The organism is Amycolatopsis sp. cg13, assembly GCF_041346965.1.
GTDB lineage: Bacteria > Actinomycetota > Actinomycetes > Mycobacteriales > Pseudonocardiaceae > Amycolatopsis.
Map to the genome: position 1 here is coordinate 2,372,808 of NZ_CP166848.1, position 22,446 is coordinate 2,395,253.

21 protein-coding genes are annotated in these 22,446 nt (G+C 69.8%); 13 read left to right on the forward strand and 8 right to left on the reverse strand.

The genetic code is table 11. The annotated features are described in order from the left end of the window. Window positions 1-9: 9 nt before the first annotated feature. The 4 genes from AB5I40_RS10600 to AB5I40_RS10615 all read right to left on the reverse strand — a co-directional run bounded on the left by AB5I40_RS10600 (window position 10) and on the right by AB5I40_RS10615 (window position 6,120). On the reverse strand, window positions 10-3,243 hold the full coding sequence (locus tag AB5I40_RS10600) for a helicase HerA domain-containing protein (RefSeq protein WP_370938293.1): 3,234 nt from the start codon (window positions 3,241-3,243) through the stop codon (window positions 10-12). Then, window positions 3,240-3,866 (reverse strand): hypothetical protein, encoded by a 627-nt coding sequence (locus AB5I40_RS10605; protein ID WP_370938294.1) that lies wholly within the window; start codon window positions 3,864-3,866, stop codon window positions 3,240-3,242. Before AB5I40_RS10605 ends, AB5I40_RS10600 begins: the two co-directional genes overlap by 4 nt. A gap of 63 nt (window positions 3,867-3,929) precedes the next feature. Further along, complete coding sequence (locus AB5I40_RS10610) at window positions 3,930-5,540, reverse strand: KGGVGR-motif variant AAA ATPase (RefSeq protein ID WP_370938295.1); 1,611 nt, start codon at window positions 5,538-5,540, stop codon at window positions 3,930-3,932. Window positions 5,541-5,544: 4 nt separating this feature from the next. Then, window positions 5,545-6,120, reverse strand: coding sequence for a TIR domain-containing protein (locus tag AB5I40_RS10615; RefSeq protein ID WP_370938296.1), 576 nt, complete (start codon window positions 6,118-6,120; stop codon window positions 5,545-5,547). 189 nt (window positions 6,121-6,309) lie between these two features. Between AB5I40_RS10615 and AB5I40_RS10620 the strand changes: the two genes are divergently transcribed. Continuing rightward, entirely contained in the window at window positions 6,310-7,278 is a 969-nt protein-coding gene (locus tag AB5I40_RS10620) for an SEFIR domain-containing protein (protein WP_370938297.1), read from the forward strand. A gap of 289 nt (window positions 7,279-7,567) precedes the next feature. On the opposite strand, the gene AB5I40_RS10625 is transcribed toward AB5I40_RS10620, so the two are convergent. Beyond that, window positions 7,568-8,473, reverse strand: a complete 906-nt coding sequence (locus tag AB5I40_RS10625) for a serine hydrolase (RefSeq protein ID WP_370938298.1) — start codon at window positions 8,471-8,473, stop codon at window positions 7,568-7,570. Between the two features lie 4 nt (window positions 8,474-8,477). Next, window positions 8,478-9,356: a LysR family transcriptional regulator gene (locus tag AB5I40_RS10630; RefSeq protein ID WP_370938299.1), complete on the reverse strand. Its 879-nt coding sequence runs from the start codon at window positions 9,354-9,356 to the stop codon at window positions 8,478-8,480. 111 nt (window positions 9,357-9,467) lie between these two features. Between AB5I40_RS10630 and bla the strand changes: the two genes are divergently transcribed. From bla to lexA, 8 genes are all read left to right on the forward strand, one after another. Beyond that, a complete protein-coding gene (gene bla, locus AB5I40_RS10635; RefSeq protein WP_370938300.1) occupies window positions 9,468-10,364 on the forward strand; it encodes a class A beta-lactamase in 897 nt (298 codons plus the stop codon). Then, window positions 10,361-10,882 carry a D-alanyl-D-alanine carboxypeptidase family protein gene (locus AB5I40_RS10640; RefSeq protein ID WP_370938301.1) on the forward strand — a complete coding sequence of 174 codons (522 nt, stop codon included), beginning with the start codon at window positions 10,361-10,363 and terminating at the stop codon, window positions 10,880-10,882. Before bla ends, AB5I40_RS10640 begins: the two co-directional genes overlap by 4 nt. A 133-nt stretch (window positions 10,883-11,015) precedes the next feature. Continuing rightward, window positions 11,016-11,774, forward strand: a complete 759-nt coding sequence (locus tag AB5I40_RS10645) for a hypothetical protein (RefSeq protein WP_370938302.1) — start codon at window positions 11,016-11,018, stop codon at window positions 11,772-11,774. A 168-nt stretch (window positions 11,775-11,942) separates the two neighbouring features. Next, window positions 11,943-12,680 (forward strand): hypothetical protein, encoded by a 738-nt coding sequence (locus AB5I40_RS10650; RefSeq protein ID WP_370938303.1) that lies wholly within the window; start codon window positions 11,943-11,945, stop codon window positions 12,678-12,680. 40 nt (window positions 12,681-12,720) lie between these two features. Further along, the gene (locus AB5I40_RS10655) at window positions 12,721-13,446 is read left to right on the forward strand and encodes a decarboxylase (RefSeq protein ID WP_370938304.1); all 726 of its coding nucleotides are present in this window, start codon (window positions 12,721-12,723) and stop codon (window positions 13,444-13,446) included. A gap of 54 nt (window positions 13,447-13,500) precedes the next feature. Continuing rightward, window positions 13,501-13,863: a VOC family protein gene (locus AB5I40_RS10660; RefSeq protein WP_370938305.1), complete on the forward strand. Its 363-nt coding sequence runs from the start codon at window positions 13,501-13,503 to the stop codon at window positions 13,861-13,863. 32 nt (window positions 13,864-13,895) lie between these two features. Beyond that, on the forward strand, window positions 13,896-14,351 hold the full coding sequence (locus AB5I40_RS10665) for a MarR family winged helix-turn-helix transcriptional regulator (RefSeq protein ID WP_370938306.1): 456 nt from the start codon (window positions 13,896-13,898) through the stop codon (window positions 14,349-14,351). 212 nt (window positions 14,352-14,563) lie between these two features. Continuing rightward, window positions 14,564-15,217: a transcriptional repressor LexA gene (gene lexA / locus AB5I40_RS10670; RefSeq protein ID WP_370938307.1), complete on the forward strand. Its 654-nt coding sequence runs from the start codon at window positions 14,564-14,566 to the stop codon at window positions 15,215-15,217. Window positions 15,218-15,277: 60 nt separating this feature from the next. On the opposite strand, the gene AB5I40_RS10675 is transcribed toward lexA, so the two are convergent. Next, entirely contained in the window at window positions 15,278-16,537 is a 1,260-nt protein-coding gene (locus tag AB5I40_RS10675; protein ID WP_370938308.1) for a Bcr/CflA family multidrug efflux MFS transporter, read from the reverse strand. Window positions 16,538-16,641: 104 nt separating this feature from the next. Further along, window positions 16,642-19,779, reverse strand: coding sequence for a GH92 family glycosyl hydrolase (locus tag AB5I40_RS10680; protein ID WP_370938309.1), 3,138 nt, complete (start codon window positions 19,777-19,779; stop codon window positions 16,642-16,644). 61 nt (window positions 19,780-19,840) lie between these two features. Here AB5I40_RS10680 and AB5I40_RS10685 point away from each other — a divergent pair, with 61 nt between their 5' ends. From AB5I40_RS10685 to AB5I40_RS10700, 4 genes are all read left to right on the forward strand, one after another. After that, window positions 19,841-20,275 carry a HEAT repeat domain-containing protein gene (locus tag AB5I40_RS10685; RefSeq protein ID WP_370938310.1) on the forward strand — a complete coding sequence of 145 codons (435 nt, stop codon included), beginning with the start codon at window positions 19,841-19,843 and terminating at the stop codon, window positions 20,273-20,275. 57 nt (window positions 20,276-20,332) lie between these two features. Beyond that, on the forward strand, window positions 20,333-20,641 hold the full coding sequence (locus AB5I40_RS10690; RefSeq protein WP_370938311.1) for a cupin domain-containing protein: 309 nt from the start codon (window positions 20,333-20,335) through the stop codon (window positions 20,639-20,641). Window positions 20,642-20,720: 79 nt separating this feature from the next. Next, the gene (locus AB5I40_RS10695) at window positions 20,721-21,548 is read left to right on the forward strand and encodes a peptidoglycan-binding protein (RefSeq protein ID WP_370938312.1); all 828 of its coding nucleotides are present in this window, start codon (window positions 20,721-20,723) and stop codon (window positions 21,546-21,548) included. A gap of 57 nt (window positions 21,549-21,605) precedes the next feature. Beyond that, window positions 21,606-22,424: an LLM class flavin-dependent oxidoreductase gene (locus tag AB5I40_RS10700; RefSeq protein WP_370938313.1), complete on the forward strand. Its 819-nt coding sequence runs from the start codon at window positions 21,606-21,608 to the stop codon at window positions 22,422-22,424. Window positions 22,425-22,446: the final 22 nt, after the last annotated feature.

Below are 22,446 nucleotides of genomic sequence, written 5' to 3' on the forward strand. Positions count from 1 at the left end.
CCGCTTTCCTCATCCCTCCCCTTTTCCCTCCCCGTTCCTGGCCCGCGCGAGCACCTCCTCGAGGCGCAGCGGGCTCGCCGGGTGGTGGCTCAGGCACAGCGGCGTCGACACCCGCCGGAACCCGAACGCCTCGCCGGACACGTAGAACTGGGCCCGCTCCAGCCGCGAGATGTCCGCCACCGGACTCCCCTTCGCCCGCGCCATCTCGTTCGCCGCGGCGATCTGCGCCGGGCTGTTGAGCCGCCCGAAGAACTGCGTCATCGCGTTGCCGGCGATCTGGTTGTGCAGGCCTTTCGGCGCCTGCGTCGCGAACAGCAGCCCCAGCCCGTACTTCCGGGCCTGCGCGGCCAGCACGATCGTGCTGCGCGTGCTCGCGGTGAGCGAGCCCGACGCCGCGAGCGTCTGCGCCTCGTCCATCACGAACAGCGCGCCGAGCGGCCGGTCCCCCGCCGGATTCCGCTTGATCCACGCGAACAGCTCCATCTGCAGCTGGTTCACGAAGCTCTGCCGCTGGGCTTCGGACGGCAGCCCGGCGAAACTGATCACCGAGATCCGCGCGCGTTTGCCGTCCGCCGGGGTGAGCAGCAACGCCGGATCCACCGGTGTTCCGGTTCCGGCGAACAGCGGATCGTTCACCATCGCGGCCTTGAGCAGCTCCGCGACTTCCGCGGCGATTTTCCGGCCGCCGTTGAGATTCGTGACGCCCTCGGGAAGATCTCCGAGGACGTCGATCAGCTCCGGCAGGCTTCGCGAGCCGGTGCGGGCGTGGTGCACGATCGTCTGCCGGAGCACGGCCAAGCCGATGTCGGCCTTCGCGGTGCTGCCGGTGAGGCGGGCCTGCGGTGCGAGAGCTGCTACGGCCACCTCGACCGCCGCGGAGAACTCGTCCTCGTCGTCGAGCACTCCCGCGAAATCCGGCAGCGGCTCGAACCCCAGCGGGCGACCGGTGGCGCGACCCGGTGTCCACACGACGACGTCAGTGCCTTCGAGGTATTTCTCGGCCAGCTGAGCGTCTTCGGGTCCCCAGCCGCTCGGCGGGCTCGGCCACGCGTCGCCCAGGCGGGCGAGGTCGTTGTTGGGGTCCAGCACGATGGACGACACGCCGAGCAGGGCGCATTCCTCGATGATCCGCCGCAGGAGCACGGTCTTTCCCGATCCGGAACCGGCGAAGACGGCGGCGTGCTTGCGGAGGGCGGACAGTTCGATGTGAATCGGCTTGCCGGAGCCGGTTTCGGTGCCGAGGGTGATGGTGCCGTCCGGGGGCGGGTGGGTTCCGTCGGAACGGGGGGCTTGGGTGTTTCCGGTGCGGTGGGATCGCGGGGTTTGTGCTGGTGAGGGGGTCGGCTGGGGGAAGAGGGACGGCTGGGGCACCGGGTTCGGCCGCTGAGATGCGGGTCGTGGGGCTTCCGGTGTCCGGGTCGCCTGCGCGGCGCCGTCGGGACGTGCGGCGTCGGGCAGGACTCCGGACAGCAGCTGGGAACGCCGGGCGGGCCTGCGGTCGATGAGCCACTCGTGGACGTCCGGGCCGCCGTTGACGAACATCTCGTCCAGCGCCCAGAACGTCCGGACGTCCGCTTCGGACATCCTGAGCCGCTTCCCTCCGGCGGCTTCGAACGCTCGCAGTTCGGCTTGGGTTTTCTCCCCTTTGGACCACGAGGAGTTCCGGATCAGCACCAGATGCCGGTTCCCCGCACCGGCCCGCAATCCCGCCGCCGAACGGGCCTTCCGGAAGCGGCTGAGCACGGCGATCGGGTTCTTCGCCGAGATCGCGCGGAACGCCCAGTGTTCTTCGAGATCCGAGGCCTCGTCGAGGGTGTGGGTGAGCCAGGCGTGCAGCTCGTCCTCGCTGACGCGGGTGTCCCACTCCATCTCGTCGTCGCCGACCTCGGTGATCCAGCCGCGCAAGGCGGCCGACAGCAGCCGGGGCATCACCTCGTCCTCGACCTTGTGGTCGAGCAGCGCCGACGGGTCCGCGTCCGCGCGGAGCTGGTCGAACCAGTCGTCCAGTTCGGCGAAGCGGTCGGGCTTCGGCCCCGGGCGCGCGGGCAGCACCGAAGGCGTGTCCGGATTGAACGTGGTCAGCTCCTGCACCCGTTCCGCTCGCACGCAGGCGTCGATGTGCGCACCGATCCGCTTGAGGATCTCCCGCGGCGTGTTCTCCTCCCACGGCCCGTCGAACGCCGAGGCCGCTACTGGCCAGGTTTGGTGCGGCGGGGTGAAATCCATGGCCGCGTAGGCGAATCCCAGCCGCCGCTCCACCAGCTGCCTGCCGACTTCGGCGTCCAGCACCCTGCCGAGCGTGAGCGTTTCCCGGAACCGGTCAGGCACCGTGTCCGCGGCCTTCCCCTTGATCTGCTGCCAGGTCGCGGGCAGGCAGGCCAGCACGGTGAGCGTCCGCCGGGTGATCTCGCGCAGTTCCATCAGCCCGTCGGCGATCTGGGCGACGAGCAGGTTGTTGTCCTCGCGGCTGCCGACTTCCTTCGCCTGCAGATCGGAAACGGCCAGCAGCGTGTCGAGCTGGTCGACGCCGATCACGACCGGCCCGGTGAGCGCGAGCAGCCGGGTGATGTCGTGCACCTGGTCCGAGGCGGACTTCGGCTTCGCCCTGATCCCCCACTTGCGCCGGGCCCCGGATTTCGATTCCTCGAAGCGGCCGAGGTAATCGTCGCCCACCTCGTTCTGCGTCAGGTCTTCGGCGGCGTACAGCACCAGCGCGCGGGCGGTGTCCGCGCATTCGACCGCGACCTGCCGGTCCAGTTTCCGCAGTCCCATCAGGAACGCGTCGACGTGCGACCGGCTCAGTCCGCGTCCGCTGACCAGCGCCGAAGTGCTTTCCCACGGCACGTCGCCGCGCTCGCACACCCGGCGGACGAAGCTGCGCACCTGCGGTTCCGCCGAGTCGTCCGAGCGCAGCAGTCCTCGCCGCAGCGCGTCGGCGGTGTCCTCCCAGAACGCGTCGCCCGCGGTGAGGTCGTCGAGGAAGAAGTAGCCGCCCGCCCGGTGCGCCGCTCGCCGGACCATGCCGAGCAGATGGGTTTTGCCGACCCCCTTCATGCCCTGCATGACCAGTCCGATCGGGCTCGGCCCGTCGCTCGCCGCGGCGTCGCGGATGCCGACGTCGATCGCGGCCATCACGTCGGGGTGCAGACCGTCGACGTGGTACGGCGAATCCCGCCACACGTGGTCGGGCGTGTCCGCCCAGTCGAATCGCAGCGTGGCCAATACCGCAAGGTGTTCGATCATGACGCCTCGATGGAAAGCAGATGATTGTCCTCACCGCCGATGCGCACGGCCGCCTCCTTGTCCTCGGCGGTCAGGGCCTTGCGGTTGGACTCGGGCACCAGATGCGCCTGCCCGGTGCGGCTCAGCTGCTTGAGCACCGCGTCGACCTCGGCGACGGCCGCACCGCCCAGCAACGGCCGCAGATCCGCCAGGCCGACCCAGTCCCGGGGAGAGCGGGCGAGTTTCCGGTACGCCAGCCGGATCATTTCTTCCAGGCCGGCCGCTTGCGGCGCGTCGCTGCCGGTGAACACCTCCTTGAGCGAAACGTTGTGCAACCGCATGTACTCGAAGAACTTGTTCAGCGCCAGGTAAGCCACCACGGTCAACGTGCTCCGCACCGGCTTCGGCGGGGTCAGCGCGGCCAGTTCGCCCGCGCACCAGTCCCAGCCGTCGTCGGTGAGCTGGTGCACGAACGCACGGCCGGATTTCCTGCTGCTGACGTAGCGCTCGTTGAGCTTCAGCCGGTCCCTCCCGTCGAGCGCGAAGCCCGCCTCCTCGCGCAGCTCCGGGTTCGACATCTCCCGGCCGTGCACCATCAGCGCGATCATCGCCGCGGACTGCTTGTGGCTCAGTCTTTCGTGCATCCGCCGTCCTTCCTCGGGGCATCCCGGCCGCGGGCGCGGGCGGGGCGTTCTGGGGGCGCCGGGCTAGCTGCCGTTCACCCGCACGTCGAGCACTTGCTGGGCCCAGGCCAACGCTTTCCGGACCCGCGGCGGCGGCAGTACCGCACCGTCGTCGTGGCGGCGCGGGCGCAGCAGCACGGCCAGGTCCGCGCCGAGTTCCTGCGCGCGCACGCTGTCCCCGGCTCCGACCGCGGCCGGCAGTTCGCTGGCGAACTCGCCCACGAGGTCCCACAGTTCCGGGCGCAGCCGGGCGTGTTCGGCTTGCCGCAGCAGGGAAACCAGGTCGGACTGGCCGGTGTCGACCAAGGCCCGTCCGGCGCCGATTTCGTCGGCGAGGCTGCGCGCGACCTTCACCGGACCGGACGCGGGGCCCAGGCGCAGGTACCGCACGCTGCCGAGATAGCCGGACAGGTCGCGGGGGTCGGTGCCCTCGGTGAGCACCAGGATCAGCTTGCGGTCGTGGCCCAGCGTGCGGTGCAGGAACAGTTCCGCCTCCGCGGATTGCCACCGGCTCGCCTTGCCGTCGATCACCAGGCACAGGTGCTGCGCCTCGGTCTCCGCCCGGCCGAGCCGCGACCGGTCTCCGGACAGCGATTTCCCTACCTGGATCCCGAGTTTTTCGAGTTCTTCCGCCACCGCCCGGGACGCCGTCAGGTTCGAGCGCGGCATGCTCACCTGGATGTCGTAGGCGAAATCCTTCTTCTGCGGACGCACCGCGGCCACGTAGGCGTCGCGGTTTTCCTCCAGCAACTCGGTGCGGTCAAAGGAATGCGCGATCACCGCGGCGACCGTTTCGAGCGCGAAGCCGACCTGGTCCGCGCCCGGGCTTTCTTCGTGCAGCACCGGAAGCTGCTCGCCGAAGGTCCAATACGACACGTACGGCAGAGTCAGGTGCCGCGCCATCGTTTCCGGCGCGACGTCCTGGTCAAGCCAGGGTTCGAACAGGCTCGCGGTCTCCTCGACGCAGAACTTCCGCCACTTCTCGGAGCGGTCGTACTCCTCGCGCGTGTCGAACCGCGAGAGCACCGGCAGCACCGGCAGCTGCGGACGGTCGTACGGCAGGGCGTTGCGGGCGACGTTGGCCCGTTTCGCGATGTCGACCGCGCCGCGGACGCTTTGCCGGTTCGCTGTGTACAGGACGACGAGCCGGTCCGGCAGGTGCGCCGCGCAAATGCTGCCGACGTCGGAGATTCCGGTGCGACTGTCGAGGAGAACGTAGTCGTACTTGGCGGTCCAGTGCTCCCGGCACTTTTCGAGATACGCACCGAACCGGTCGTCGTACAGGCTTTCCCAGTCGATTCCCTGTACTTGCGCGGGATAGTCGAGGCTGTCGCGGCCGGCGGCGAGGAAATCCAGGGTGCCCGGCGAGTTGTCGCCCGCGGCCAGCCGGAGGACGTGCCGGTCCGGCTGGACGGTTCCGGCCCGGAAATCGGCCACGAGGTCGACCACGCCGCCGTCCGGTTCGCGGTCCAGCATCGGGCGGAAGTAGTCGCTCAGGCCGGGCGCTTCGAGGTCCCAGTCGACGCACAGCACTCGGTGGCCCCAGCGCGCCAGCAGCACGGCGATGTTGGCCAGCGCGAAACTGCGGCCGACGCCGCCCTTGAACGAGTAGAACGTGATCACGGTGCCGGTCATCAGTTCAGAATTTCGGGACGCGGGAGGTCGGCGGGTCGTCCGGCACCGGGGTGAGCACGGGCCAGTCCGGCCGCCACGGAGGAGCGGCGCTGATCAATTCCTCCACCTCCGCGGCGATTTCGTTCATTTTGTCGTGGAAGCCGATGTACTTGGGCGAAACCTGGAAATGCTCGTACGGGTGGTTCCAGTCGGTCAGGTTCTGCCACCGGCGCTGGTGCGCGAACGGCGGGAAATTCTTCGAATCGGCGTAGATCACCGGGTAGATCAGGGTCGCCGGGCGTTCGCCGCCGGCGAGTTTCTCCCGGTGCGCCATCGATGCCCATTCGGCGAGGCACCATTCGTTGTAAAAGTACTGCCCGGACGCCACCGGGACGAGAATCCTGGTGCGCTGCAACGCGTTGCGCAGCTCGTCCGGCCAGCGGTCGCCGACCCGGACGGAACCGTCGAAGAACACCCTGACCTCCCGGTCGAGGTTTCCGTCGAGCAGTTCGCGCAACCGCGGCTGGAAATGGTTGCGCACCCACCGGGCGATCGGATCGGCGGTGCGCAGATAACTGATGAAAACGTCGTAGTGGTACACCTGGGCAGCGCTCCCCGTCGATTTCCGCGTCCTGGCGATCCGACCTCGGCCCCGACGATACCTTTGGCGCGCGCCGCGACAAGGGACAGATTCTGGACACTTTGTGGCCGAAAACCCGCGCCCGCCCGCCGGGTCCGGCGCTCGACCCGAAACTGGACCGGTCGCCGCCGCCGGAATTCGAGGAGTCCGATGTCCGCCCCCGCCGCGCCCCGGATCTTCATCAGCTACGCCCACGACACCGCCGCCGAGCATTACCGGCAGGTCGGGACCTTCGCCACTTTCCTCCGCGCCCGGATCGGGCTCGACGTCCGGCTGGACCAATGGGACGACGCCTCCCGGCTCGACTGGTCGGCCTGGGCGATCCGCAACATCCTCGCCGCCGATTTCGTGCTGGTGGTCGCCTCGCCGAACTACAAACGGCGGGCGGACGGCGAAGCGCCCTTCGACGAGGGCCGCGGCTCCCAGTTCGAAGCGCGGATCATGCGCGACGCGCTCACCCGCGATCTGGAGCGCGAGACCAGCCGCATCCTGCCGGTGGTGCTGCCGGGCGCTTCGGTCGAGGACATTCCGTCCTTTCTCACCCCGTATTCCACGACGCATTTCCGGATTTCGGAATTCACTGAGGACGGTGTCGCCGGACTGCTCTCCGCGATCACCGGACGCAGCCAGAACGAACGACCGGTGCGCGGGATGTGGCGCGGCGAAACGGATTCCGCGGCCGGACCGGTGCTGGCGACCGAACTGCCGTGGCGCGAGAAGAGCGCCGACATCACCGCCGGCGCCGCGCGGATCGACGGGATCAGCTACGAGCACAGCGTCGTTTTCCGCACCGCCGGACCGACTTCCGGCGCGTGGGCGTTCGCGGAAATCGACCTAGGCGGTTCCTACGCGCATTTCACCGCGGTGGCCGGCGTGCTCGACGACGCCGAGGACGCGGCTTTCCAGACCGGCCTGTTCTGCGTCCGGCTCGACGGGGAAATCCGCCACCTCGACCATTCCGCGTTCGGCAGCCCGCGGCACACCGAACTCGACGTCACCGGCATCCGGCGGCTGCGGCTGGAGATCCGCCGCCCCGCCGCGGGCGTCTCCCCGGCGGGTCCGGCCGCTCGCACCACCCGCCCGGCAGCACTCGCCTGGGGAAATCCGACCCTGCGCTGACCTGGGGTTTCCTCCTTCCGAGGAAACAGGAAACCCCTTGTCCGCCCTCGTTCCCGGATCGCATTCTGGGTGCACGCCGCTCGTTCCGGGCGGTTCGCCGAGAATCACGGAAACCCCGATAACCGCGAACTGACGCTCTTTCGCGGCGGGGATTTTCCGTGCCTGGATCCGGGAGGGAGGTGCGCGAAAATGCAGACGCACGGAATCGTTCTCATCCTCACGCTGCTGGGCCTGGCCTGACGGAAGAACCGGCCGGATTCGCCGCGAGGGCGGATCCGGCCGGACCGGCTTATCCGCGAGCCCGCAGATGGTCCCGCAACGCGCGCGCGACCCGCGCCATCAAGATCTCCGCCTCCGGCTGGATCGCCGCGGGCACCCGGGATTCGGTCAGCGCCGCGACCGCGAACGACTGGCCGTCGGAGTGCTCCACCACCCCGATCTCGTGCCGCAAGTTCACCAACGTCCCCGTTTTCGACGACCACTTCGCGGAATCCGAAGCGAAATCCGGCGCAAGCCGTTGCCGCAACAGGTTGTCGCCCATCAATTCCCGCACCCGCGCCGACACGTCCGGGTCGATCTTCGACGGCGTCCACAACGCGGTCAGCAGGTCGGCGAACGCGCGGGCCGAACCGGAACTCGCCCGCGAAACATCCAGCTGCCGCACCGGATGTCCCCGCCCTTCGGTCACCGCGCCGATCGCCAGCGAATGCGCGAGGTGCGCTTCGGCAGCGTCGAACCGTTCCAGCGGCGTGTCGTTCAGCTCGCTCAGCGAATGCCGCACCGAGATGCCCGTGATGCCCCACTCCCGCACGGTCCGCGTGACCTCCGCGGGCGAGGTGAGGGCCAGCAATTCGTCGGCCGCCGCGCTGTCGCTGATCGCGGAAGCCAGGTACATCAGGTCGTCCAGCGACACCCGCGCCGGATGCCGGAAGCGCGCCAGCCCGGTCGGCCCCGCGTTCTCGGCGCGACCGGGCTCGATCTCCACCTGCTGCGCGCCGTCCAGTTCGCCGCGCCGGATCCGGTCCTGCGTCACCGCCACGAGCGGGACCTTGACCAGCGACGCGGTCGCGAACTCCAGGTCGGGCTCGATCCCGATCTCGCGGCCGGACCCGAGGTCCCGGACGAGGAACGAGCCGCGCAGCCCGCCTTCGTCGAGTTCGTCCCGCAGCCGCGCCAGCAGCGCCTCAGTGTTCACGGCGTCAGTCTGCCGCAACGTTCGCGCCGAGACAGCGGGCGATCGCCGCGCGCAACGGCGTCCGCACCCGGTCGACGTCGTCGCCGAGCCCGGCCGCCACGTCGTACCCGCGCGCGAGCCGGACGCCGCCCGCCGGACGCCACGCCAACCCCAGTTCCCGCGCCTGATCCGCCGAGCACAGCAGCAGATCCGCCGACCCGATCACGCTCGCCGCGGCAGTCGTCAACGTCGCCGCGACCTCGACCTGCGCGGGCAGCAGCCCGGCCGCGTCCCGTGCGCGGAACACCCGGTCGCGGACGTGCGGCACGTCGTCCTCCGGCTGCACCCACACCCGGCGGCGCGCACCGGCGGCCCGGCCCGCACGCAGGGTTTCCAGGTGCACCACGGCTTCGTCGGGCTCGGCCTCGCTGGCCAGCCCGAGCGGCACCGTCCACACCCCGTCCTCCGGCGGCACCGCGACGAGCGCGGCCCGCACTTCCTGCGTCCGCACCAGCTCCGCCCGCTCGGCCGGCCCGGCGACGCGGAACTCCAGGAACACCTCGACCGTCCGCGCCTGTGCCTCGAGTTCGGCCAGATCACGAGTGGTCGACGTGTCCGGGACCGCCAGCCGCAACGGCCGCCGGCGCGCGCGCTGAGCGTCGTGTTCCATCGCCTCGGCGAGCCGGACCAGGCGTTGCGCCGACGGCAGCAGGTCCCGGCCGAACGGCGTGAGCCGCGCCCGCCGCGTCGACCGGTCGAACAGCCGCTCCCCCAGGTGCTTCTCGAGCGCCGCGATCCGGCGGCTCGCCACCGGCTGCGGGATCTGCGCGACCGCCGCGCCGCCGGTGAAGCTCCCCGCTTCGGTCACGCTCACGAACGCTTTGCAGCTGCCGACCAAGTCCACGACCAGAGCTTATGCCAGATTCGCATCATCTCGCACAAAAGTGTCTTGGCCCGCATGAACCAGACGAGGGCACGCTTCTGGGGACTTGATCGACTTCGGAGGGAGAACCCCGTGTTCCGCAGGCTGACCCTGGCCTCGTTCGCATTGGTCGCGCTAGCCTCATGTGCCACACCAGCAACACCGGAAACTCCGGCGAGCGCGGCACGATCCGCGGCGCCGGCCGCGGCCAAGACCGTCGTCCAGCCGGATTTCGCCGCGCTGGAGAAGGCTTTCGACGCCCGGCTCGGCGTCTACGCGATCGACACCGGCGACGGCCGCGAGGTCGCCTATCACGCCGACGAGCGTTTTGCCTACGCATCAACGCACAAGGTGTTCAACGCGGCAGCCATCCTGCACCGCGGGGACGATCTGGCCCGGACGGTCACGATTCGGCAAAGCGATCTCGTGCCCAACTCGCCGATTACGGAGAAGCACATCGGGGAGCAAATGTCGCTACAGAGCGTCCTCGACGCTGCGCTGCGTTACAGCGACAACACTGCGGATAACCTCATGTTCCGCGAAATCGGGGGTCCCGCCGGGCTGGCCGCGGAGGTCCGCAGGCTGGGCGATACGGTCACCCACGTGGACCGCATCGAGCCCGCTCTCAACGAGACGAGCCCTGGTGACGTCCGGGACACGACCACCCCGCGAGTCTGGGCCAAGGACCTGCGCGCCGTCGCGCTCGACTCGGGACTCCCGGCGGACAAGCAGGCCGTGCTCACCAAGATCATGCGCGCCAACACCACTGGCGCGCACGTGATCCGCGCCGGCGTGCCCGCGGACTGGCAGGTCGCGGACAAGACCGGATCCGCCGATTACGCCACGCGCAACGACATCGCCGTGGTGTGGCCGCCGAACCGGGCGCCGATCGTGCTCGCCGTGCTGTCCGACCGCCCGCAGAAGGACGCGAAGTCCGACGACAAACTGATCGCGCAGGCCGCCGCCGCGGTCGTGAAGGCGTTGCAGTGACCGGAATCTACCGAGTGGTCACCCACGTGCTCGCGGTGCTTTTCGTGCCGGTCGCGTGGGTGGTCGCGCGGGGCCGGGCGCGGCACGTCGCGTGCCAGTGGGCGCTGGGGGCCCGCTATCCGGCCGAAAACCTGGCCGGGCTCACGCCTGGCACGTACGCCGCGTTCACCGCGGCGCGCACCGAAGCCTTGTGGCGGCACGGAATCCTGCTCGGCCTGACGTCCGGCCACCGCGACGCCGCCACGCAGGCCGATCTGTTCCACGCCGAAGTGCAGCGCGCCGGTTCGCACGAACTCGCCCTGCATCTCACGCTTCCGCCCGCGCAATCGCAGCACGTGCAAGGCGTCGCGCTCGACGTCCGGCCTTACGAAGGCGCGCAATGGCTCGAAGTCCACGGTGGACGGTTCGGCCTGTATCGCGTGTACGACAACGAATGGTGGCACTTCGAGTACCACCCGAACGGCCGCCCGCAACGGCTGCCGCACCCCGGTTACGCGCCGACCCGCGCCGCCAGCTGAGGCCGGTTGGTCCACAGTGGACCCGGAAGTCACGGATACGTGACGAAACCGGGCAAGCCGTAACGAACCTCCGTACCGGTCGATAAGCGGATGTGCCCGGGGGTGTCCTGGGCCTGTCCCGAACGGAAATCGCATGATTCGCCCGGTCTCGAACCGTCTTCTTCTGCGCTACGGCATCGTCGCGGCCGCCGCCGCGCTCGCGTGCACCGCCTGCTCCGGCTCCGGTTCCGCAGGAAGCGCCGCGCAGCCGCCCGCCGCCGCCAGCCCGGCCGCGAGCTCGTCGGCCGCGCCGTCCGACACCCCGCCCGACGCCGCGACCGTCGGCCAAACCGTCAAGGCCGCGATGAAGAAGTCGACCGCGGTCCACGTCAAGGGCTCGAAGAGCGACGACGGCAAGATGAAGGTCGACATGCAGTTCAACCGGGACAGCGTGAGCGGCTCGATCGAGAAGGACGGCGTCGAGGTCCCGGTGCTGCGCGTCGGCGACAAGGTCTGGATGCGGTTCACCAAGTCGCTGATCAAGCAGGCCGGACTGCCCGCCGAGGCCGCCTCGATGGTGAACGACAAGTGGGTCTCGCTCGACTCCAAGCTCGGCCAGGGCCTCGGCGAGGCGTTCAAGCTGTTCCTGGACTACGACGTCTTCGTCGGTTCCATGGCCGACGACGCCGACAAGCCCGGATACTCCGCCGCCGAACCCGCGGACGTGGCGGGCGCCCCGGCGCTGCGCTACAAGAACGGCAGCCGGACCGTCTTCCTCGAAGCCGCCGGCTCGCACCGGTTGCTGCGCCTCGATTCCCCGTCGGAAGGCACGATGGAGTTCAGCGGCTGGGACCAGCCCGTCCCGGCCCAGGCCCCGCCCGCCGCGGAGATCTACTCCGGCCCCGGCTCCTGACCGGACGGCCTCGCGTTCCCGCGCCGCTCGGGAACGCGAGGCCGCCGTCCACTGTGGATCCGAATCACGGATCCATGACGGCGGCGGACAAGCCGTAACAGACCGCCGAAGCAGGCGATAAGCGGATGCGCCCGGAGATGTCCCGGGCCTGTCCCGAACGGAAACCGCATGATTCGCCCGGTCCAGAAACGTTTCCTCCTTCGCTGCGGCGCCCTCGCCGTCGCGCTCGTGTGCGCCGCTTGTTCCGGTTCCGGCGGCACTCCCGCCGCCCTGCCGCCGACCAGCACGGCCCCGAGTTCGCCGGTCAAGCCGTTCGACGCGCCGCCCGACGCCGCGACGGTCGGCGACACCGTCGCGAACGACATGAAGATGTGGGTCGCGATCCACGTCAAGGGCGGTGACAGCCAAAAGGCGAAGCTCGACCTGCAGCTCAACCACGACAGTGCGGGCGGCACCGTCGAGACGGGCGGCCTGGCGATGCAGCTGCTGCGTGTCGGCGACAAGATCTGGGTGAAGTTCAACAAGGGGATGGCCGACGCCGCCAGGCTGTCCGCCAAGGCGTTCGCGGCGGTGGACGGCAAGTGGGTGCCGACGGACTCCCGGATGGCCGGGATTTTCCGCGAGGGGCTCAGCCGCGCCCTCGACTTCGACTTCTTCGTCGGCGCCATCTCCGACGACCTCGACCGGCCCGGCTACTCCGAGGGCGAACCCGCCGACCTGGCGGGCACTCCGGCGGTGCGGTACCGGAACGGAAGCAGGGCGATCTACCTCAAGCGCAGCGGTTCGACCTACGAGCTGGTGCGGTACGAGTCGCCGACGCAAGGCACGCTGGACTTCAGCGGGGGCGACCCCGTGCCGCTCCAGGCCCCGCCCGCCGCGGAGATCTACTCCGGCCCCGGCTCCTGAAGTTCTGCCGGGCGGGCGGTCAAGTGCGACACTGCCCGAGATGATCGGTCTGCTGTATCCCACCCGCGATTGCGCCGAAGACGACTTCACCGCCCTCGCCGGATGCCTCGACGCCCGGCCGGGCGTGGAATTCGCCTACGTGCCGTGGGCTCGGCGCGTCGTCGAGCGGGAGAACGTCCAGACCGCCGTGCGCGAGCTGAGCGAACCGGACCGGCTGGTCCAGGCCGCGGCGGCGTTCACGACGTCGCCGAGCGTCGTCAGCTGGGCATGCACGAGCTGCAGTTTCATCGACGGCGTCGCCGTGGCCAAAACGCAGACCGACGCTCTGACGGACGCGCTCGGCGTCCCGGCGAGCAGCACGTCGCTGGCGTTCCTCGCCGCCGCGCACCGGCTCGGCCTGGAGCGAGTCGCGCTCGCCTCGGTGTACGCGCCCGAAATCACCGACGCGTTCGCGGCGTTCCTTGCCGAGGAAGACATCGCCACCGTGCACGCCGTGTCGGCCGACGCCGGTTCGGACCGCGACCTGGCAGCCTGGGACAGCGCCCAGATCCGCGACCTTGTCGATTCCGCCGCTTCCTCGGACGCCCAGGCTGTCCTGCTTCCCGAGACCGCCCTGCACACCGCGCCGCTGCTCGCCGAGCTCGAGAAACTCGCGGGAAAACCCGTGCTCACCGCGACGCAGGCAACGCTGTGGCACTGCCTCACCCTGCTCGGCCGCCCGGCCGCCGGACCGGGTCTCGGCACCCTCCTCGCCCACCCGCATTGATTGTCCACTGTGGACAGATGAGTACCCGGGCCGGATCGCGGGTAGTCATCGATCATGAGCAGCCACCTGATCGCCGTCACCGTCGACTGCCGAGACGCCGACGCGCTCGCCGAATTCTGGCGGGAAGCGCTGGGCTACCCGAGGGCTGAGCGGTGGCCGGACAGCCATGGACTCACCTACGTCGAGCTGAAGGCACCCGACCGGCCGTCGCTGCTGTTCCAGCCGGTGCCCGAGGGGAAGACGGTCAAGAACCGGCTGCACCTGGACATCGCGCCGGACACGGTCGAGCAGCGCGACGAGGTGGCCCGCCTCGTGACGCTCGGTGCGAGAGTCGTGGAAGATCCGGAAAACGACCACTGGATCGTGCTGAAAGACCCTGAAGACAACGAATTCTGCGTGCTGCCCCGGCGGTCCTGACCCGCGCGCTGCCGAGGGCTACGATCTCCGCCGTGCCTGACTCCCGAGTGCCCGCGCAACCCGACCTCGGGATGCTGGCCGGGCGGCTGCTGTTCGCGGTGCAGCGGGAACTGTTCACCGCACTGGCCGCCGAAGGCTTCGGCGACTTGAGCCCGCGCCACGGAGCGGTGCTCGCCTACCTCGGCCCCGGCGGTGCGCGCGCGACGGAGCTGTCCCGGCTGTCCGGACGGCGCAAGCAGGTCATCGGCACGATGGTCGACGAACTCGAAACGCTCGGCTACGTCGAACGCCGCCCCGACCCGGCCGACCGGCGCGCGAAACTCGTCTGCCCCACTGAGCGCGGGCAGGCGATGATCGGGGCCTCGACCCGCATCCTGGCCGGGATCGAGGACCGCCACGCCCAGCGGCTCGGGCGGGGCGAGTACGCGGAGTTCAAGCGGATGCTCGCCGAGGTCACCGACCAGCAGCGGCATTTCGCGGGGCAGTGATCACTGGCCCGGCCATCCCTGCTGCGGCGGCATTCCCGGAGCGCCGTACTGCGGCGGAACCGGAGCCGACTGCGGATACTGCTGCCCCGGATACTGCGGACACCCTCCGGAGGGAAAGTCTGCCAAGCGCATCCACAGTCCACAGTGGAGCGACCGCGGGAACAACGCCCCCGGCCCCCGCGACCGGCCGAGACGCCCTCTACGATCGGCCCGTGACCGCCTACGACGACGTCTTCGACCACCTCGACGCTTCGGCCCTGCCCGAGCGGCAGCAGCACATCCTCGCGACCATCCGGGACTGGGTGGGCCAGCACGGCTACTCGCCGAGCACGCGCGAGATCGGGGAAGCGGTCGGATTGCGGTCGACGTCCTCGGTGTCGAAGCATCTCGCCGCGCTGGAGGACAAGGGTTTCCTGCGCCGCAGCTCGACGATGTCGCGGCCGATCGACGTGCGCGCCTTCCTCGGCGACGTCCCCTCGCGCGACGGCGGCGACTCCGTGCCGGTGCCGGTCGTCGGCGACATCGCTGCGGGCACGCCGATCTCCGCGCTGGAGCACGTGGACGACGTCCTGCAGCTGCCGCGCGGGCTCACCGGCCGCGGCACCGTTTTCGGGCTTCGCGTGCGCGGCGATTCGATGGTCGACGCGGCGATCTGCGACGGCGACATCGTGGTGGTGAAGCAGCAGCACGAGGCGCATTCGGGGCAGATCGTCGCCGCGATGATCGACGAGGAGGCGACGGTGAAGGTCTACCGCCGCCGCGACGGGCACGTGTACCTCGAGCCCCGCAACCCGGCCTACGACGTGATCGACGGCGACCGGGCCACGGTGCTCGGCGTGGTCGTCTCGGTGCTCCGCAGCATGTGATCCCGTGGGCGGCGATCCCGGCGAGAACCGCGATCGCCGCCCACGAGCCCTCCCCCGGCCTTAGTCGACCGTCACCGGAACCCGGGTGTCGACCAGCTCGTCCTGCTCCGCCGCGCGCCCCTGCCACGGCCGCGCGATCAGCCACAGCACGAGCCCGGACACCACCAGTCCGCCGAACATCACCGTGGCCATCGCGGCCGCGTTGTTGCCCAGCAGGCCGACCACCGGCGAGACCGCCGCGCCGACGCCGAACTGCACCGCGCCCAGCAGCGACGCGGCCGTCCCGGCGTTGTTCCCGTGCGCGTCGAGCGCGACCGCGGGCGCGTTCGGCAGGATCAGCCCGGCGAAGAACAGCACCGCCCACACCGGCACCGCGACGCCGAACATCCCGCCGAACCCGGTCAGCGCGGTCGCCAGCAGCACCGCCGCCGAGCCCGCCGCGGCGAGGCTCGCCACGAGCAGCACCTGGTGCGGTTCGAACCGGTTCATCAGCCGGGCGTTGACCTGCGTCGCGGCGATCAGCCACACCGCGCTCGCCCCGAACATCAGGCCGAACTGCTGCTGGTCCAGCCCGTACTGCTGCTGGAACACGAACGACCCGCCGCTGACGAACGCGAACAGCCCGGCCATCGCGAACCCGGCCACCAGCACCAGCCCGACGAACGAGCGGTCGGTGAACAGGCTCCGGTAGGACCGCACGGTCGCCCGGAACTGGAACGGCTGCCGCCGCGCGGGCGGCAACGTCTCCGGCAGCGCGAGCGCCGCCGCGATCCCGCTCGCCAGCCCGATCGCGGCGAGCACCACGAACACCCCGCGCCAGTGCGTCCACGCCAGCAGCGCGCTGCCGAGCGTCGGGGCCAGCACCGGGGAAACGCCCATCACCAGGATGAGCTTGGACAGCAGTTTCGCCGCGGCGCGATCGGTGTAGAGGTCGCGCACCACGGCCAGCGCCAGCACCGCGCCCGCCGATGCGCCCAGCCCCTGCAGCACGCGCGCCGCGCTCAGCAGCTCCACCGTCGGAGCCACCAGGCACAGCAGCGACGCGACCACGTGGATCAGACTTCCCGCGACGAGCGGGATGCGCCGCCCCATCGCGTCCGAAAGCGGGCCGGCGATCAACTGGCCGAGCCCGAGCCCCAGCACCGTTCCGGTGAGGGTCAGCTGGATCGTCGACTCCGTCGTCGACAGTTCGCGGGTGATGTCCGGCAGCGCCGGCAGATACATGTCGATGGACAGCGGCCCCAGTGCCACCAGAACGCCGAGCACGAGCACCAGCTTCAGCTGGCTCCCCGCGTTCGGCGCTTCGCGTGTTTCGTTCACGCCACTCCCCTTCGTCGTGAGCACTTGGGCACCTACGAAGAAGACGGCCGAGAAATTCCGGAACCCGCGAACAGATCACACCCTGGGAATCCCGCTTGACAAACTCACCCCAGACCGAGGGCGAAAACGTGGAGGTCCGGATCGGCCGGGAAAGTCACCGTCGCGATCTTCTTGCCCCCCGGGATTTCCAGCGGCGAGGTGGCGTAAACCGAGGCGCCGATTCCCTGGCCGCCGGGCTGATTCCGGTGCGCGGTGCGGGCCACGAGCGTATTGCCGAACACTGGTTCGGCATTTCCGCCCGGCAACACCCAGTCACCGAACGAAAGATCGGCGGTCGCGGTCGTGCCGTCGGTGAACGCGACGGTCGCGCTCCCGCGATGGTCTCCGTTCGTCGCCGAACCGACGAAAAGCAGGCGGCCGGCTGAAGCTCCACCTAGATCGAGCTTCTGTCCGGACGCCACCGCGTTGTCCGGACGACCGGACGGCGCGGCAGGCCAGACGAACGTCGTACCCGCTGCGTGTCCGGTCGAACCCGGAGCGAGACCGGCGTCGGCCAGCGCTTTCCGCGAATAGCTGTTTCCGGCGCCGTCGAAATTCGCTGAACCGCCGTCTCCGTCATCGGAAATTCCGACATTGCCGAAGGCCCCGGCCAGGCTTCCCTTCGGCGCGACCAACACAATTATCGAGGAAGAAACCGAATGTCCCGCCCCGCGCAACGTTACGGGCACTTCGTAGTAACCCGCGCGAGTGCCCGCCGCAGCGGTAACGGTCAGATCTGTTTTCCCGCTTCCGGTGCGGTCGTCGAGCGGCACCGAACGCGGACCGGACACGGTGATCCCGGCAGGGGCCGACGTCGCGAGATTCAGCGAGCGCAGGTGCCCGCCGAGCCGCTGGCCGTTCACCGCGACGGCGCCGGACCCGCCGGGTTCAACGGTGACCTGGTTGGCCACCGAGGCGACGTACGGTTCCTCCCCATCCCGATAGGACGGTGGTTGCGTGTTCGCCGCCCAGTTCCGGTCCGGCTGCGCGGACAGCGCGAAGTCGAGCCGCCCGCCGCCCCGCGCGAGATCCTGTGGCAGCGACGTCCGATCCCACCGGTGCCCGTTCAAGGCCAAGCCGTGGACGTACTGCGTGGTCGTCGACGCACCCGGCGCATGGATGTCCAGCGTGCGACCGCCCGGCAGCGCCAGCACCGCGCGCTCGAACAGCGGGCTGTGCACGGTGAGATCCGGCGTGCCCGGAGTCGACGGGTACAGCCCCAGCGCGGCCCAGACGTACCACGACGATTGCGCGCCGAGGTCGTCGTTGCCGGGTTCGCCGTCCGGGGTCGCGCTGAACAACGTGGTCGCGATCCGACGCACCACCTCTTGGGTCTTCCACGGCTGGCCGACATGGTTGTACAGCCAGGGCACGCCGAAGTCGGGCTCGTTGCCCGCCCACATGTACGGCTCGTTCGGGCCGACGTTGAGCTTCTGGAAGAAGGTGTCGAGCCGCGCCGACACCGCCGCCGGACCGCCCATCGCGGTCACCAGCCCGGCCGTGTCCTGCGGCACGAGCCAGGTGTACTGCGCGGCGTTGCCCTCGTCGAAACCGTCCTGGCCGAAGGTGCCGGGCGCGGGCGGCTGGTACGCCGGGCCGTCCGGGAAGCGGCCGTCCTGGCCGCGCGGCTGGAGGTAGCCGGTGGCCGGGTTGAACAGGTGCTGCCAGTTCTGGCCGCGTTTCGTGAAGTCGCGGGCGACGCCGCGGTCGCCGATCGCGCCCGCGAACTGCGCGATGGCGAAGTCGTCGATCGCCCATTCCAGCGTGATCGAGGCCCCGACGCGCGCGTGGTCGCCGCGGGAGGCGTCGTTGTTCGGCAGGTAGCCGCGAGCGAGGTAGTCCGCGATCCCCCGGCGTTCCTGGTACGCGCCCGGTGTCTCGTCCACCGACGTCGCGCCCTTGACCAGGTACTTCAGCGCGGTCTTGACGTCGAAGTCGCGCGCGCCGAAGGCGTAGAGGCTGGACAGCAGCGCGACCGAACTGTCGCCGGTCATCTGCCCGGTGTAGCCGTTGGCCATCGGCCAGCGCGGCCACCAGCCGCCCTGGACCGCGTCGTTGGTCAGCGACTGCGCCATGTCGCTGGCTTCCTTCGGGAACAGCATGCCGTGCAACGGCGCGAGCGAGCGGTAGGTGTCCCAGTCGGAGAAGTTGGCGTACTGCGAGTGCCCGGCGGGGAGCGTGCGGACTTGGTTGTCGAAGCCGATGTAGCGGCCGTCGACGTCGTTGAACGTGTTGGGGTGCATCAGGCTGTGGTAGAGCGCGGTGTAGAACGTCTTGAGCTGCGCGAAATCCTTGCCCGCCACACGGATCCGGCCGAGTGCGTCACGCCAGGCGTCTTTCGTCTTCTGGCGCATCGCGGCGAAGTCCCAGCCGGACTCCATGTTCTTCTTCGCACCCTGAACGTCCACATAGGACATCGACACCTTCGCATGAACAGTGCCCGCGTCTCCGAAGGTCAGGTACGCCCCGGCTTTCGGCGCGTCGACCTGGTCGCTGCCCGGCTGGACGGTTTTGCCGTCCCAGGTGCCGTGCGCGGTGAACGGACGGTCGAAGGTGATGGCGTAGTAGACGGTGTACTTGTTCGATTTCCCGCAGAAGTGGCCGGTCGTCGCCTGCCCGCTGACCTCGCGGTCGCCGGCGATCCGCAGGCCAGCCGCGGAGTTGCCCGCGAGACTCGCCCCGCCCTTCACGAGCACCTGCGCGTTCTGCCCCGCCGGGAAGGTGAACGCCGCCAGCCCCGTCCGAGTAGTCGCCGTCAACTCGGTACGCACGCCCGAATCAGGAAACGTGACGGCGTAATAGCCGGGTTCCGCCTGCTCTCCGTCGTGCGTGAACCGTTCGACGCGATCCCACGGTTTGGCCCCGACGTCACCGGTGACCGGCAGAATCGGAACGTCGCCGAACGCGTTGCAGCCGACCGACGCGTGGTCGAGGCTGAAGCCGCGGATCTTGTCGCTGTGGTACTGGTAGCCGGCGTAGGACCCGTCGGTGTCCGGCGAAAACTGCATCATCCCGAACGGCGCGGCCGGCCCGGGGAAGTTGTTGATCTCGCCGACCGAAGTGCCGCCGCGCCCGGTTCCGACAAGCGGATCGACATACGCCGCCGGATCGCTCACGAGCGGTGCCTGCGGCGCTGCCGCCGCAACGGTTCCCGCTCCGACGACCGCCGCCGTCACCAACGCTGCCACGACTGAGTACCGCACGCTGCCTCCCAGACCTCGTGTTGTCCGACCTTTCCGGCTGGCGGGCAGCGAGGTCAACCGAATGACAGAGATCTGGCCGGTTTTGGGCGGACAGACATCCGACAGGTTGCCCGAAAGGCGAGAGAAAGCGCTGTACAGCCTCGATACGCTCGATGCCATGGCGAACGGCTTCGACACGGCGATCCGCATGATGCGCAGCCGCGACCCACAACGCGCGGAGGACGGCTTCGGCTGGCTCCGCGACCACGCCGCCGAGCACCTCCCCGCGTTGATCGAGCAGTTCGAAAACGAGCAAGCCGACCGCGGGCTGCGCAGCTGGCTGCTCGAACTGATCGGAATAGCCGAATCCCCCGAAGCGCTGCCAGTGCTCACCGCCCAGCTCAACGGCACCGACGAGCTGCTGCGCGACTGGGCGGTCATCGGACTGACCCGCCTGAACACCCGAGAGGCACGAACGGCACTCTGGCGCGCCCGAGCCAACGGCGCCATCGCCTGACCGGGATCCCGCCGAATTCGCTCCAGCCACCGCTCCGGCGGGCTAACGTTCACGGACATGACTGAACCCGCAACCCGGGACGTCGAGGGCTACGAAGTCGGCTCCAGCGTCTCCGTCATCCGCGAATACGAAACCGAGCCCGGCGCCGGACCGCGGCTGCACCAGCACCCTTACCGCGAAACCTTCGTCATCCAGCGCGGGCGCGCGTTGTTCACCATCGCCGACGAGCAGCGCGAAGGCGTCGCCGGTGACGTGCTCGTCGCCCCGCCGAACACGCCGCACAAGTTCGTTTCCCTCGGGCCCGAACCGTACGAGGCGGTGCACATCCACGAGAACGACCGGTTCGTCACCGAGTGGCTGGAGTGAGGTCGAGCCGCATTTGTACGTCCCGTGTATCCCGTTCGGCGATGCTCGGCCCGGACCGACCAGGACCGGGAGGACACGGATGCTCAGGAAACTCGCAGTGCTCACCGCCGGGGCCGCGGCGGCGGCCACGGTCGCCGTCGCCGCTCCGGGCGCAGCCGCGGCACTGCCGGCGGCGAACATGGAAGCCGTGCTGCTGGCGGCCCAGATCGACCCGCAGCGCGCCGACAGCACCCAGACGCCGGGCGCGCACGACAGCGTCCTGCTGGTCGAGAAGGCGTTGCAGGCCAAGGGGCTGCTGGACGCCAAGTACGTCGACGGCTACTTCGGCACCACCACGATCGACGCCTACTCGAAGTACCAGAAGTCGCTGGGCTACACCGGAATCGACGCGTCCGGCCTGCCCGGCAAGACGTCGCTGGAGAAGCTCGGCGCCGGTCAGTACAGCGTGTCCAATGTGGTATCCGCGGGCAGCCACGTGACCTATCACGGCGTCACGCTGAACACGCGCACCAAGGCGATGCTTCAAGCAGCCGAAAAGCTGTTCGGCAAGGACGTCGGCCTCACCCAGGGTTCGTACAACCCGGGCGGCGTCGGCGCGTCCGCCGGAACGCACGACGGCGGCGGCGCTTTCGACGTTTCGGTGGCGGACATGTCCTCGGCGACCCGCGTCGAATTCGCCAAGGACCTCCGGAAAGTCGGGTTCGCGGCTTGGGTGCGCACACCGTCGCAAGGCGACTGGGGCTACCACATCCACGCGATCGCGGTGAACGATCCCGACCTGTCCTCGGGCGCGCAGCACCAGGTCGGCGCTTACTACCTCGGGCAGAACGGCCTCGCCAACCACGGCAAGGACGACGGCCCCGCGGTCAACCCGAAGCTGACCTGGGAGCAGTACCAGCGCGGCTGACTCACCCGGCTGCCGCATTTGCTGGCGCGAGTGCGGCAGCCGTGGTTTTCTGGCGCCATGGCGGGAAAAACATTTCGGTTCGGGGTCGTCGCGGCGCCTCAAGCGGGCGGCGCGCAATGGCGGGAAACCGCGCGCCGCGCCGAGGACCTCGGATATTCGACCCTGTTGTCGCCGGACAACCTGCATCTCCCGACCCCGACCGCGTCGCTGGCCGTCGCGGCGGCGGTGACGACGGAGCTGCGGGTCGGGACGTTCGTTTTCGCCAGCCCGCTGCGCACGCCGCGCGCGGCCGCGTGGGAGGCGCACAGTCTCAGCGTGCTCACCGACCGCCGGTTCGAGATGGGCATCGGCACCGGGATCCCGCCGATGCGCGAGGCCGCCGCCGAACTGGGCCTGCCGTACGGCACCGGTCCGGAGCGGCTGGCCCAGGTGTCGGACACGATCTCGCACCTGCGCCGCCTCGACGGCGACGCGCACACGCCGGTGATGGTCGCCGCGGGCGGGCCGAAAGCGCGTCGCCTGGCAGGTGAACGCGCTGATGTCGTCACGCTCGCCCACAGCGTCCTCGCGAGCCGGGCGGAGACCGCGGAGTACGCCGCCGAGATCCGGGCCGCGGCCGGCGGCCGGGAGGTCGAGCTGGCGATGAACATTTTCGTGGTCGGCGAGGAAATCCCGCCGTGGATCCGCGGCTTCATCGGGCACGACATCGAGACCCTGGCCGAGCACGATTCCCTCACCCTCCTGCGCGGCGGACCGGCCGCGATGGCCGAGGAGCTGCAGCGGCGGCGCGAGGAACTCGGGGTGTCGTATTACAGCGTGCACGGCGCTTTCCTCGAGGACTTCGCCCCGGTGGTCGCGCGGCTCAGCGGACGCTGACGAACGCGGCGGGAATAGCCGC

Coding starts and splice junctions, on each gene's coding strand:
- AB5I40_RS10620 (WP_370938297.1), top strand. CDS start 6,310: ATGTCCGCCCCCGCCGCGCCCCGGATCTTCATCAGCTACGCCCACGAC.
- AB5I40_RS10600 (WP_370938293.1), bottom strand. CDS start 3,243: ATGATCGAACACCTTGCGGTATTGGCCACGCTGCGATTCGACTGGGCG.
- AB5I40_RS10700 (WP_370938313.1), top strand. CDS start 21,606: ATGGCGGGAAAAACATTTCGGTTCGGGGTCGTCGCGGCGCCTCAAGCG.
- AB5I40_RS10655 (WP_370938304.1), top strand. CDS start 12,721: ATGATCGGTCTGCTGTATCCCACCCGCGATTGCGCCGAAGACGACTTC.
- AB5I40_RS10690 (WP_370938311.1), top strand. CDS start 20,333: ATGACTGAACCCGCAACCCGGGACGTCGAGGGCTACGAAGTCGGCTCC.
- AB5I40_RS10610 (WP_370938295.1), bottom strand. CDS start 5,540: ATGACCGGCACCGTGATCACGTTCTACTCGTTCAAGGGCGGCGTCGGC.
- AB5I40_RS10605 (WP_370938294.1), bottom strand. CDS start 3,866: ATGCACGAAAGACTGAGCCACAAGCAGTCCGCGGCGATGATCGCGCTG.
- AB5I40_RS10650 (WP_370938303.1), top strand. CDS start 11,943: ATGATTCGCCCGGTCCAGAAACGTTTCCTCCTTCGCTGCGGCGCCCTC.
- AB5I40_RS10645 (WP_370938302.1), top strand. CDS start 11,016: ATGATTCGCCCGGTCTCGAACCGTCTTCTTCTGCGCTACGGCATCGTC.
- AB5I40_RS10660 (WP_370938305.1), top strand. CDS start 13,501: ATGAGCAGCCACCTGATCGCCGTCACCGTCGACTGCCGAGACGCCGAC.
- AB5I40_RS10685 (WP_370938310.1), top strand. CDS start 19,841: ATGACAGAGATCTGGCCGGTTTTGGGCGGACAGACATCCGACAGGTTG.
- AB5I40_RS10695 (WP_370938312.1), top strand. CDS start 20,721: ATGCTCAGGAAACTCGCAGTGCTCACCGCCGGGGCCGCGGCGGCGGCC.